Annotated in this window: 7 protein-coding genes and 1 pseudogene; 2 read left to right on the top strand and 6 right to left on the bottom strand. The window is 38.5% G+C overall.

The window, feature by feature from the left end:
* Positions 1 to 17: 17 nt before the first annotated feature.
* The 5 genes and pseudogenes from CYTFE_RS0123130 to CYTFE_RS0123110 all read right to left on the bottom strand — a co-directional run bounded on the left by CYTFE_RS0123130 (position 18) and on the right by CYTFE_RS0123110 (position 7,405).
* Positions 18 to 236, bottom strand: a complete 219-nt coding sequence (locus CYTFE_RS0123130) for an integrase (protein WP_235208378.1) — start codon at positions 234 to 236, stop codon at positions 18 to 20.
* 71 nt (positions 237 to 307) lie between these two features.
* Positions 308 to 1,090 carry a toprim domain-containing protein gene (locus CYTFE_RS29165; RefSeq protein WP_027473765.1) on the bottom strand — a complete coding sequence of 261 codons (783 nt, stop codon included), beginning with the start codon at positions 1,088 to 1,090 and terminating at the stop codon, positions 308 to 310.
* A 50-nt stretch (positions 1,091 to 1,140) separates the two neighbouring features.
* Positions 1,141 to 2,652 (bottom strand): annotated as a pseudogene (locus CYTFE_RS27870) (IS1634 family transposase); the annotation flags it as partial.
* Between the two features lie 286 nt (positions 2,653 to 2,938).
* Positions 2,939 to 5,209 (bottom strand): glycoside hydrolase family 3 N-terminal domain-containing protein, encoded by a 2,271-nt coding sequence (locus tag CYTFE_RS27865; protein ID WP_211238197.1) that lies wholly within the window; start codon positions 5,207 to 5,209, stop codon positions 2,939 to 2,941.
* Positions 5,210 to 5,380: 171 nt separating this feature from the next.
* Positions 5,381 to 7,405, bottom strand: a complete 2,025-nt coding sequence (locus tag CYTFE_RS0123110) for a glycoside hydrolase family 97 protein (protein ID WP_200871179.1) — start codon at positions 7,403 to 7,405, stop codon at positions 5,381 to 5,383.
* Between the two features lie 232 nt (positions 7,406 to 7,637).
* Between CYTFE_RS0123110 and CYTFE_RS0123105 the strand changes: the two genes are divergently transcribed.
* Together CYTFE_RS0123105 and CYTFE_RS27860 are read left to right on the top strand one after the other, a co-directional pair.
* The gene (locus CYTFE_RS0123105) at positions 7,638 to 8,477 is read left to right on the top strand and encodes an AraC family transcriptional regulator (RefSeq protein WP_044211818.1); all 840 of its coding nucleotides are present in this window, start codon (positions 7,638 to 7,640) and stop codon (positions 8,475 to 8,477) included.
* 199 nt (positions 8,478 to 8,676) lie between these two features.
* A complete protein-coding gene (locus CYTFE_RS27860) occupies positions 8,677 to 10,125 on the top strand; it encodes a glycoside hydrolase family 47 protein (RefSeq protein WP_052343389.1) in 1,449 nt (482 codons plus the stop codon).
* A 70-nt stretch (positions 10,126 to 10,195) separates the two neighbouring features.
* Here the strand turns inward: CYTFE_RS27860 and CYTFE_RS0123095 are convergent, their stop codons facing one another.
* Complete coding sequence (locus CYTFE_RS0123095) at positions 10,196 to 13,324, bottom strand: GH92 family glycosyl hydrolase (protein WP_027473762.1); 3,129 nt, start codon at positions 13,322 to 13,324, stop codon at positions 10,196 to 10,198.
* Positions 13,325 to 13,342 lie beyond the last annotated feature (18 nt).

Here is a 13,342-nt window from a genome sequence, read left to right as displayed (position 1 = left end):
CAAAATCAATTGTATTTTTATTTAAGTGGATGATATTTTTCCAACTCTTTCTGTAAATCCTCCAAATTATCCATTCTATATTTTTCTGTACTACTCACATATTTATGCCCAGCCATGTATTGAACCTCACGCAAATTGTAATGCTGCAGCCAGTTTGTAATAACCAAAGCTCTGATTTGTGCTATGTTATTCAATCTCGGTTTGTAGCGGTTTATCATCTTCTTTATTCTTGACATACCACGGATTAAACGCTTTTTATAGAACAGATAATTTCCTTCTATTTCATTATTTAGAAGTTTTCTTTCTGTTAAAAGATATTCATGCAACGGCAGCGATATTTTAAGCCAGTTTCTAAATCTTGAGCATCAAGGCTTACCTCCATACGGTCGAAGGTTTTAGGTAAAGATCCTTTTATGATGTATCGGGCGGTTTTAGTTTCGTAGATGATTTTGTTTGGGGTGTTGGTATTTAACTGTTGAGACGCAAAATTTTGCGTCTGTACTTTAATTTCTTTTTCAATTGAAGATTTTTCAATTGAAGAAAAGGAAGATTGATTTATCAGGCTGCCGGTGCTTAAAATCCGCTCTTCTATTAATTGCAGTATGGCTTCTTTGCCGTAGTTTACCCAAAGACTGTTTACATCTTCGTTTGGCGGTGTGCAAACAATACTTGTTTTAACACCTTGCTTTGCCAGTTCTTCGCTGTATTTGGCTGCGCCTTTTTGCCCTGCCTGATCTCCATCAAAGAAGAAGATTACTTCCTGTAAGTTTTTTAATTGGCTCACCGCCTCGGTGTGTTCGGTGGTTAAGCCATTGGTTCCGTAGGCGGATAGTATTGAGACGCACGGTAGTGCGTCTATACATTGCAGCAGCGAAGCTGCATCTATTATTGCCTCGGTTATGATTAAGGTTTCGGTATTTGCATTTGGGTAAGCTGGATATAATCCTTTGCGGTTCTCACTATAGTAATGTTTACCTACTTCTGCGGTGTAGGCTTTGGCTTGGGTTATTCTTCTGCCGTATAGGCTTACGATATTGCCGCTTTTGTCTTTTAGGGGGAAGGTGATGCATTGCTTGAGTGAAAATAGCAAATTTGAAATCGTAAAAAAACAACAGGACAGAGTTCAGCTAACATTCCCTAGTTTTCAAGTGAAGTGCGCAGAAAATATATTCCACTACGAGCATTGATTTCAATGTTTTCTTTTACAGACCATTTTATTGACGAGGCAAGTGGATGCTTTTGTGTCTTCTTGCCCCTTGTACCTTTTTCTTCCGCAAGGGCATTGACTTCAATATTATAATATCTTTGTATCGATGGGTATTTCTGCTTTAACCGACCTATGCGTTCATGAACTTTATCCAAGCGTTTTACGCCTCCTTTTTTGCTCAGGCTTTCGTTAATTTTTCGAAGTCCTTCTTCGAACCTAGCTTGGAACTGCTCGTTCATCGAACGCTCCTTCAGCTTTTTTGCTTCGCTTTTTACTTTGAGGTAATAATCATTGTTTCTTTCTGATTTAACCCGGCACAATTCAATTTTACGTTTTTTATTATCGTAAACTGATACCGTTTTTGCATTTGCATCAATAGTGTATTTAGTAAGGTGTACACGGCTTACGCACAAATAATCATATCCTTTTGAGGCAATCATTTTCAGGTTGTCATCCGTGGCTATCCCCGCATCGATTACCACCAATGCTTTTTTTGATGATGTGGATGTTTTTACCCGAAGATTGTTGATCATGCCTTCAAGTGTTTTTGAATCGGCCATATTACCTTCAAGTATGGATGAATATTTTATAAACCCTTCTACATTTATCACCAAGGCAAGCACCACCAACTTTGCATCGCTCCGTTTCTCCTTGCTCCGGCCAAATTTCGCTATACTGCTGTGTTCTTTTCGTCCTTCAAAATAAGTATTGGTAAGATCGTACAATACGATTTTGTCCTTAATGTCGAATAGTTCGTTGGTTCTGACAGAAAGGTGGTTTTCCAAAGCTTCTTTTACTTCATATAATTTATTGGAAATCCGATACAGCTTATCTTTAGTAACTTTTCCTATGTCGGTTCCCGTAATTTCGCATACCGATGAGTTTTCTTTTATCCATTTACTTGTTTTAAGTTCGGATGCAGGATATACGGCTCGGCTAATAAGATGTGTTTTTGCCAGATTTATATCGTGGTCGCTCCATCCTTGTTTTTCAAGAAAGCCTCCAAACTGGAGTTGTTCCAATGCCTGGTGGCACATCCACTCTGAACCAATTTCGCGGACATCTTTATTTTTGATGCTATTGACATCAATATTTTGAATATCCTTGCCTTTGTTTGCCTGTTGTTTTTTGTTTGTTTTTGAAACAATGTCAATTTTTTTCTTAGCTACCAGAATATCGTAAAACTCATCAACATACTTATTTACGAGGCTATCGTCACTTTCTTGATAAGTGAACAAAGGGTTATTGCAGTTTTCGGCCTTTTCTGTGATAAGCTTTTGTATTACAACTAATTGATCTGCATTCAAATCATCTAAGTATCCGGCATTGACCATGGTGCGGTGGCATACCCTACCGTCTTCGTTGCGGTAGCTCTCAACCAATCGATAATAACCAGAGTAAACTCCAGTTTCTGGATTTTTGCGCATGGATACTATGAAATACATGCCCCAAAGAAACTATCTAATTTATTCAAAATCAATACCCCCCTGTGTACTACAAATGGATTTTTGAAAAAGCTACAACTGATAACCAGCTACTTGCAAAATTAAACTGCCCCCAAACGACCGATTTCGCCTGAAAAAAAGCTGAAATTCGTTGAAAACGCTCAAAATGGGTTAGGACAGATCTGACTCATTATATATATAATTCAGATTGCTGCTCATACATATACAGCAACCTGAATTTATTCTTTTCAACATATGCTAACAGGATAAAAGCTCTGACCAACGACTACTTTAAAACATAACTCAACATTTGTTTGGTGTCAGAAGATCCCCCCACAAAAACATTGAAACGCCCAGCCTCTATTTGTCTTTGCATATTAACGCCGGTAAATGACATATCCTCGGGCTGTATCATAAAACGTAGTGTTTCTGTATCTCCAGGCATAAGCGTTACTTTTTTAAAACCAATGAGTGAACGAATAGGTTGTAGTACTGAGGCATATTCATCTTGTAAATACACCTGGCATACTTCCTTACCTAACACATCCCCCACATTAGAAATATCCACACATACCTCCACTGAATCTCCCACGTTGACAATGGTATCAGAGATAGCTAGATTAGAATAACGAAATTTCGTATAACTCAAACCGAACCCAAAGGGGAATATAGGTTCATTGGGGGCAAACAAATAACCTTTTTTATAATTGATATGCTTTTGGTAATAATAAGCAGGTAGCTGACCTACAGACTGAGGTATCGTAACCGTTAATTTTCCGGAAGGATTTACCTCACCCAGCAATATTTTTGCAATTGCTTCTTCACCTCGCTCACTTAAATCCCAGCAATCTATGATGGCATCCGCCTTCTCTTCAATTGTGTCAATAGACAAAGTTCTACGATGTTCCAAAACGACAATTATTCTTTTCCCAGTCTTCTTCAGTTCCTCCAGTAATAAATTTTGTTGCCCCACAGGATCTAGATCTGCTCTATCTCCATATTCGTCAGAAACAAAATATGCCTCTTTGGCCGTTTTATGATCACCTCCCACAAACAGTAAAACAATATCTGCCTGGTGCGCCAATTGTACTGCCTCTTTTATCAAGGGTTTATCCTCTTCTAAACTGTAAAGAGCAGGTATTCGTTGCGGCTTAGTAATTCCACATCCTTTAGCATAACTCAGTTTGACCTCTGCAGGAAGGTGGTTTTTGAGAGCCTTCATATTTCCTTTACTGGCATTGGGTCCTATGACTGCAATATGCTTATAAGCCATAGGATCTATAGGTAAAGTTTTATTATCATTCTTTAAAAGAATGATGGATTCCAGGTCCACTTCCAAAGCCAAATCTAATGTTTCTTTGGATCTTGTTTTTTGCTGAGCCGCAGAAACATCCACATAAGGGTTATCGAACAGACCTAGCTTAAACTTCGTTAACAAGACCCTTCTAACAGCCTCATCAATAAACGCTAGTAAATCCGGCTGATCATCTACCATATGTTCCAATAAGGCAAAACCCTCATTGCCATAAAGGTCTATATCCATACCTGCTCTCAGCGCCATCTCGGCCGCCCCCTCAAATGACTCGGCCACCTTCATAAAGTGATAAAGACGCTCAATATCAGTTGCATCAGAAACCACATATCCATCAAAACCCCAGTTTTTTTTCAGCGTATCAGTTAATAACTTGCCATTGGCATGACTGGCCACCCCATTAATATCTGCATGCGATGCCATCATACCCAATGTTTTAGCTTCTTTAACAGCCGCCTTAAAAGGAGGTAATATTTCATCAATAAAACTTCGTGGAGATATCTGTACGGAAGCAAAATTCGTTCCGCCCTGCACTTGTGCATAACCAGCGAAATGCTTAGTTACCGCTCCAATATGCGTACTTCTCAACCCCACATTATCTCCCTGCACACCCTTCACAGCACTCACCACCATGCGTGAAGTCAAATAAGGATCCTCTCCAAATGTTTCTGTCATTCGGCCAAAACGAGGGTCTCTCACCAAATCTGCCTCCGGAGAGTGACACATATGCAATCCCCGTACCCGAGCCTCACGCCCAAGTGCATCCCATAACTTCTTAACCAACTCAGTATTGAACGACGAAGCCATTGTGAGAGGTCGGCTAAAATGGGTATTTCCTTTCGCTTCAACGCCATTATAACATTCAATAATAAACATTGCAGGAATACCAAAGCGGTTATTTTCTATAATATACTTCTGAAGCTGATTACATAAATCAGCTCCTTGCCGGGGAGCATATCCCGTTCCGGCATTCTTTATACCGGCAATCCCATTTTCGATATAATCTTTAGCCTCATCATTTAAAGACAGCTCCCCTTGTTTGTTGAGATGTATTCGATTACCTGCATGAAAAATACGCATCTGACTGATCTTTTCCTGAAGATTTAACTGACGCAATAAATTTTCGGCACGTTGTTCGTCTGATAAAGCGCTGTTTTTATAGTCATCCGGATTAAAACGATTACATGCATTAAAGACAGACAAAGCCATCATCAAACTTAGGTAGAATGTAAATTTCAATTTCATTGATTGTAGATTAATTTTTCAAAAAAGCAAGATTGAACAAATAGAATTAAAATACAACTATTTGAATATAAAAATCAGCTATATTCTACAAATCAATAAGCACGAAATACGGTAAGAACAAAGCATCTATTTTCTTACAATAGAATCATACTCACTTAACAAATTAAATACTTATTCCATCCTCTCAAAATAGATAGCTTGTCCTCCACCGGGAGCCAACACTATTTCCCATTCAGTCGACTGCCCCACTTCAATGGTTTCAATCTGGTATGCATATGGATTTTCCTTCCAATCGGAATCATCGGAATCCTTATAAACATGTGCTAAATATCGTACACCCGCTTTTAAAAAGGAGAGATCTATTTTAAAGCTTCGGGCCTTTTCATTGGTAGCTGATCCCAAGAACCAATTCTCGCCAACACGTCGAGCCACGGTAATAAACTCACCTACCTCACCATTAATTACTTTTGACTCATCAATATCCGCATCAAAATCCACAAAAAATTGAAAAGTAGGATGTCCCTCATAATTTTTAGGCAAATCGCTTGCCATCTGAAGGGGGCTATAGAGAATCACAAAATTAGCCAATTGCTTACACAAGGTAGAATGCGTTCTGGTGCGTTCTATATCATCAGTATTCCATCTGATACGTTCTCCAGCATTCCTAAATAATAAGTCAAAAGTTCCAGGCGTATAGTCTATGGGGCCACCCAATCCACGCGTAAACGGAATGGTAACTGTATGCGAAGGGGGATTACCGTCGCTCCACGCATTCCATTCCATACCTCTTACTCCTTCACGTGTCATCATATTAGGCCATGTTCGCCTGATTCCTGTAGGCTTAATGGGCTCATGCACATCAAGCACTATTTTGTATTTAGCAGCCAACTCTACAATCTTTCGGTAATGCTCAACCATAAACTGACCATGATGATGTTCTCCTCTAGGGTATATACCTCCTGCATATCCGGTTTTTACAGCAAACATTCCGTTGTCAGCACACTGTTGAAAGGCTGTTTCAACGTACTTTTCGTATGCAGGTATATCGCCTCCCGTTTCGTGATGCCCTATTAGCATGACACCCTTTTCTTTAGCATAAGCTGTTACTTTCTTTAAGTCGTAATCTTTGGCAGGCGTTATATGATCAAAAGCATCTTTTCCACCCCAATTTTCCCATCCAGCATTCCAACCTTCAATAACAACCGCTTGAATATTATGCGCAGCTGCAAAATCGATATGTGCCATTGCATTTTCAGTTGTAGCTCCATGCCTAGGGCCTGCATACCATGTTTCCGTCCCCAAATGCATCCCCCACCAAATACCTATATACTTCATGGGCTCAATCCATGACACATCTTCAATTTTATTGGGTTCATTTAAATTCAATACCAGGTTACTTTCTATCAATTTGCTGGCAGAAGGACTCATTTGAATGGTCCGCCAAGGTGTTACAAAAGGGGTACTTGCGCGTACCTTATCTCCATTACTCCAAGGCACCAGTTCCGCTTGAAATTTCCCTACGGTACTTTGTTTAAGTGTCATGCCTGCATAATTGGTTAAAGCAGCCTCATGTATACTTAAATGAACACCATGGGCCGTTTTCATCGTTAAAGGAGTAGCCACCCACTCGGCCTTATCCATTGTAGTCTTTTGGTAAAGCTTTTCATATGTATCATAATCTGCCGGTATCCACCAGGTAAGGGGATTCCCAGAAACGTTAAACTCGCTTAATTCATCCATAATGACAAAATTCTTCAAACGCTCCTGCTCGGGAAACTCATATCTAAAAGCAACTCCATCATTAAAGGCACGAAAATACAATGTTAACAAACGATTTTCTTCATTAAGCTCCTGTAAATTAATCTTTAACTCATTATGTATATCCTGCACTTCTTTCGTCTGCCCCCAAGGCTGACGCCAGGTTTCATTGACCTCACAAACTTCATAACTTAATACGCTAAATTGATCCTTTAATGCAGGCTCATCTTTAAACACAAAACCCAACATAGATGGCTTAATAATTGTATCCCCCTTATAATATACCTCATAATAAGGACTACCTTCTTTCAATTGGAAATTCAAGACAATATTTTCGTCGGGAGAAATGACGGTATGCATTTCCGGATTTCTATTGCTACACGCCATTAAAACCAGTAAAACAATAGTATTTAAAAGAAATAAAAATTTATTCATCATTGTCAATTAAGTGATTAAAATAAGATCAATTGAATAAGAATTCAATTCAGTTCATAAATTTAACAGAATTAAGCCTTCACATCCGTCTAACATCGTTAAAACCCAACTAAAACTTGTCATCGAATAATAATTTCATTCCACCAACCAGCATAAAGATTATAAAATAGCACCTTACTTCTATTTAATATTAATTCCATTTACTAAATTAGCACAAGAATCACAAATTCTTCCTATGCTTGAAAAAAAATTTCAGTTAAATAATTTTATCGCTACTGAACAAGAAGCCTTTCACATCGCTCGTACAACGATTCACTCAAAAAATGACCTACGACTCCACAATCATGAATTCGCTGAAGTGTTCTGGATCAAAGAAGGAAATGGCATTCATTTGATCAACCAACAAGAAGTGCCCTTAACAAAGGGTACGTTATGCATGATTCGCCCCAATGACAAACACACTTTCAAACTAGACAAGAACCATGAGAATCTGGTCATTACCAATATCGCTTTTGACAAAAACAATCTCCAATCATACAAGCAAAGATACTTCTCCAACAATAATTCTTGCTTCTGGCTGAAAGAGGATCTTCCATTTACCGTTCAATTGGATATAGACCAACTTAACGAACTATCTGCTATTACAGACCGCCTTATCAGTCAACCCAGAGGTATTTTAGAACTGGATTATATCATGATTCATATATTCAGATTAGCAAACACCATCAAAGGAGAACAGTCCCACATTCCACATTGGCTAGCTTATGCATTGGAAAATTATAACACACCAGAAAAATTCAAAGGTGGAATCCAAGGCTTTGTAGCGTTGACCGAAAGATCTGTGGATCATGTAAACAGGATGCTCCAAAAACACCTAAAACAAACCCTTACCGAAACCGTTATAAAGGCCAAATTACTTTACGCAGGCCAACAACTATCAATGACAAACTCTCCCATCAAAACTATTTGTCACAATTGCGGTTTTGAATCAGTAAGCTATTTCTACCGTTTATTTAAAAAACAAGCCGGATGTACGCCAGTGGAGTTTCGAAAAAAAAATCATAAAATATTTTAAGAAGAATCGTATTAAAAAGTTACACATCGTCATAGAGCAACTTTTTCACTTCTCTCTCCAAAAATAAAATTTTTTACCATCCCACATTGACAGTAGCTTTGCATCACATAGTGAAGTTTCATTAATGATTAAACATGTAAGCATTGAAAATGAATGCTGAGGATCAATTTTTTCTTAAAAAAACCAATAAATTTTAAAAATGAATAAACTATCTATTGTATTTACCTTTGTAGTTTTGAGCCTTATATCGTGTCAAAACAACAACAAAACGCAGGACCACAAAAAAGAAGATAAATTAAATGTACTGGCGCAAGATGTAAAAGACGAATTCATACGCAGTTGGGAGGGATATAAAAAGTATGCATGGGGGCATGATGTATTACTGCCTCTCTCCAAAAGTCATCAAGACTGGTATGAAGAATCATTACACATCTCCCCCATTGACGCATATAGCACCATGAAAGTAATGGGATTAGACGCTTATGCCAAAGAAGTGGAAAGATATGTAACAGACAGCATCTTCTGGGATAAGGACCTATTTGTAAAAACATTTGAAGTAAATATTCGAATTTTAGGAGGCATGTTAGCCATGTATGAATATACAGGCGACCAGAAAATACTGGATAAAACAGAAGACTTTGGCAAACGTATGTTAAAAGCCTTTGATTCACCAACAGGCATCCCCTACTACTTCTTCAATTTAAAGACTGGGGAGGTTAAGGGAGAAAAGGTGAATGTTGCGGAAGCAGCATCTTACATGTTCGAGATGGGTATTCTTAGCTATTACACCAAGAACCCCATTTATTACCAAACTGCAAAAAAAGCCAATATGGCAGTTTGGGAACGCGTTTCACAAATCAATTTAGTGGGTGAAAACATCAATGTGGAAACTGGAGAATGGCTGAATAACAGTAGTCATATTTGTGCAGGGATTGATTCATACTATGAATATCTTGCCAAAAGTTATCTTCTGTTCAACGACAAAGAGTTACAACCTATCTGGGAAAAAAGTTTGGAAGCGGTAAATACATATTTAGTAGATGAAAGTGACACTTCACTGTGGTATCAACGCGTAGATATGAATACCGGTCTGAAGAAAACAAATCGCATGTATCCAGATAACCCCACTATTATTGAAGGAGGAATAGTAACCCTGTACGATGCTTTTTGGCCCGCAGTACTTACCTTAGCTGGTGACATGGAACGAGCTGAGAAGAACCAAACGACTTGGGACTGGCTTTGGAATAGATATGGCCTAGAACCAATGATATATGACTATGACAAAGCCATACCTACCTACCCGGTCTATGATCTAAACCCAGAGATCATAGAATCGGCCTATTACCTATACCATTACACTGGCAAAGAAAAGTACTACCAAATGGTAGAACAATATTGGAGTGACATTAAAAAATATTGTAAAACGGATGTGGCTTTTTCATCTGTAGAAGACGTTAGAACCATGAAGAAAAAAGATTATATGCCTACATTTTTCTTTGCTGAAACTATGAAATATTTGTATTTAACTTTTACACATGCTGATGGAACTTTTAATCTGGATGACTATATCATCAACACAGAAGCACATCCTTTCAAAAAAGCATCCTTCGATAAAGAAAAAGCTAAAAAAAGATTAGGACTAAACTAAATTTTAACACACCTAAAAAGGCCGTCTCTTTTCTTTAGAAGACGGCCTTTTTTTTGCTCTATTTTCTAATTCATTTCAGGGGTTTAACAACACCCCAACTCTTATTAGGCAATGCTCCCATCGTCAACTCCAGCTTACCACCCTTTAACAACTCGGAAGCAGGGAACTTAAAATCCTTTAGTTCTCTACCATTTAGGGTAGCCGACTGAACATATTTATTTAATCGAGAAGCATGTTTAGCTTCAATGACAAACGTATCACCTCTACCAAACCTTTTTCCAAGATCTATTTCAACCCTTTCAAATAGTGGGCTTGCAATTTCGTAAACCGGCTCGGTTCTACATCCTCCATCTGTCTGGAACAAACCTAGAGAAGCCATCACAAACCACGCACTCATCTGTCCTTGATCTTCATCTCCCAAGTAGGCATTAGAAACGCCATAACCATAATAACGTTCAATAATTGACCGGCTCCACTTCTGTGTTAGCCATGGTTTTCCAACCCAGTTAAATAAAAATGCAAAATGCATCGACTGCTGATTTCCTTGAATAACCGGATAGTTCCAATATTGGTCGTTCATACCATTATAACGAGTTTTATCACTCTCTTTAAATCCCCAATCCAAACGATCCACAAAACGATCTACTCCAATCACCTGTGCCAATTCAGGCACATCCTGAGGAACGAAATAGGTCAACTGCCAAGCGTTACCTTCCACATAATGATGATTGGCTCCTGACTTATACGGATCAAAATCCTCTTTCCAATTTCCTTTAGAATCTTTTAGACGTGCATAACCTATTTGGCTATCGATAACGTTTCTCCAGTTGCTACCTCTTTTCAAGAATTTCTTATAATCAGCATCTTTATTGAGTGATTTAGCCAGCTGCGAGACTGTCCAATCATCAAAGGCATACTCCAATGAGTTGGAAAAACGCCCCTCATCATAAGGCACATAACCATGCTTTAAATAAGTTACCAAATCGCGGTTTCCTGCAAATCCACCACCAACAGTTCTAGCTGGTGTCGTTTGCATTTTCTTGACTGCCTCAAAAGCCTTTTCCACATCATAATTCCTGATACCCATTTGATGAGCAGCAACAATCAATGGAATTTCATGCTCTGCCACCATTACCGGAACATACTCCATGGCAGCCGGACCTTTGGCCAACCAACCACCTGCATCATACATGGCTAACTGCGATTTCACCCATCTATTACTCCAATCCGGTGTAACCAGGTTCCAGAATTGGTTCAAATTCCAGAAAGTATTCCAAAAAGCATCACAACCTAAGGCTGGAGAAGAAGGATCTTCCATCTTCTGAATTTTTTCGTCAGCATCTCGCCATTCTCCATTTACGTCGCTAAAAATATTTCTACTACAAAGTGAACGGTACATGCAATTATAAAACCTACGTTTTTCAAGTTGATTATTCGATGTAATTTTTACGCGTCCAATTAAATTATCCCAGGCATCCACATTGGCTTGTCGAACCGATTCAAAATCCCAGTTATATGGCTCTGTAATTTCACTAGCCAAGTTTTCTTTCGCATTTTCAATGCTCACATACGATATTCCAGTTCTTAGTTGAACAACATTATTTTTCTTGGTATTAAACTCCACAATAGCTCCAATATCTTCAGCATTTTTCACTTTAATAGAAGTCATTTTCTGCACACCATCCTCCGTCCATATTTTAAAATCTGCGATGGGTTGATCAAATTCAGCGACAAAATAAACAACATACTCCTGGTTAATTCCTCCAGCCCAAGTATTTGGGGTAAGTTGATGACTATAGCCTTCTATCCTCTTATCGCTCACCTTTTTAACATAGGCCTCAACCGAGTTAAAATGATACTCTGCAGGAATTACCAAATCAAGCAAAACCCTGGAACTATCACGATCTTTCGGAAAACTATAACGCTGAAACCCACAACGCGTAGTCGAAGTTAATTCAGCTTTAATATCATAATCAATCAAATCAACACTATAATAACCAAGTGGTGCCTTTTCTGTTTCTTTATTGATGCGAGAACGATATCCACTATCCACATCTTTTTCATCACCTACCCATGTTTTCAATGGCCCATTGGTTGGCATGGTACCCAAACCTGCCACCGTCCATTCATGGATATGAGAAAATGTACCTACGGATTCAAAGACCGGTTCATACCCTCCTTGCCAAGCATCATTTTGATTATCGGGACTTAGCTTAACCATGCTAAAAGGCATCCAAGGTCCCGGTGCAATCATCCAGCGAGAATGACCAGTTCCCATTTTTGTATCAACATAGCCAGCTGGAGTAATCTTTTTTTGGGGACTTCTAAGAACATTACCTGACGCAATCCGATTTCCATCAACAAAAATTTCATACTTGCTTTTCTGTTTTTTTCGTACAGAAGGCATGGGAACTTCAAAAATATATCTACTCTGTTCAATTTCTTCATTAAATATTTCATCTCCATCCAGCATTACAGTCATGGACGGTTTTCCATTCAAATGCTCAACATCCAATAACAAGGGTTGCGATCCATCCACCTCGTAATCGGCAGCCTTTATATCTCTCAAATACACTTGATTAGGCTGTATCAACACTACATTAGCAGGCCCTTCTAATTTTATCTCATCAAACTTAATCCACGAACCTTCCAAAGTAGTGAAAGTAATCTCATTACCACCCTGCTTTAATAGAGATGACGACAAAGGAATTTCAATCAAATACTCGGATGAATCAGCAGGTTGCTCGTCTATTTTATGGCTACCCTCTAATAATGGCAGCCTATATTTCCATGCCCTACCATTAACCAATACTTTAAACAAAGGTCGATCTTCAACATTATAATCCAAAATATCTACCGTAAGTTTCCACGCGCCGTTGGTGGGTAACTCATCTATTCCGAACAATATATTCAAAGTACTTGAACGCCAGCCCGAAGTTCCCCAGGTGCCACCCCATGTATCACTTGTACCCGGAATAATGTAAGGCCAATCTGTTTTCTCATCAGAATGTCCCACCAAAAAGTATTTATCTTCCCAACCAAAATCATTGGCAATATAGTTGGCATAACCATTGTCCGACAAAGCAAATTCTGAGGCTGAATGATCGTTCTCACCAATTTGCCAAATTACTTTGGATTGCAGCGTATTGGATATAAATAACAAACCTGCAATGAATATAAATAATGTAGTTTTATTCATTTTATTTCTAATTAATTC

Source organism: Saccharicrinis fermentans DSM 9555 = JCM 21142 (genome assembly GCF_000517085.1).
In the GTDB taxonomy this organism is placed as follows: domain Bacteria; phylum Bacteroidota; class Bacteroidia; order Bacteroidales; family Marinilabiliaceae; genus Saccharicrinis; species Saccharicrinis fermentans.
The sequence above is the reverse complement of the archived record's forward strand: the minus strand, read 5'-3'. Positions and strand labels throughout refer to the sequence as shown.

What these genes read in the sequence shown, in the direction of transcription:
- CYTFE_RS0123130 (WP_235208378.1), bottom strand. Translation starts at nt 236, where the DNA reads ATGTCAAGAATAAAGAAGATGATAAACCGCTACAAACCGAGATTGAAT.
- CYTFE_RS27865 (WP_211238197.1), bottom strand. Translation starts at nt 5,209, where the DNA reads ATGAAATTGAAATTTACATTCTACCTAAGTTTGATGATGGCTTTGTCT.
- CYTFE_RS27860 (WP_052343389.1), top strand. Translation starts at nt 8,677, where the DNA reads ATGAATAAACTATCTATTGTATTTACCTTTGTAGTTTTGAGCCTTATA.
- CYTFE_RS0123110 (WP_200871179.1), bottom strand. Translation starts at nt 7,405, where the DNA reads ATGATGAATAAATTTTTATTTCTTTTAAATACTATTGTTTTACTGGTT.
- CYTFE_RS0123095 (WP_027473762.1), bottom strand. Translation starts at nt 13,324, where the DNA reads ATGAATAAAACTACATTATTTATATTCATTGCAGGTTTGTTATTTATA.
- CYTFE_RS0123105 (WP_044211818.1), top strand. Translation starts at nt 7,638, where the DNA reads ATGCTTGAAAAAAAATTTCAGTTAAATAATTTTATCGCTACTGAACAA.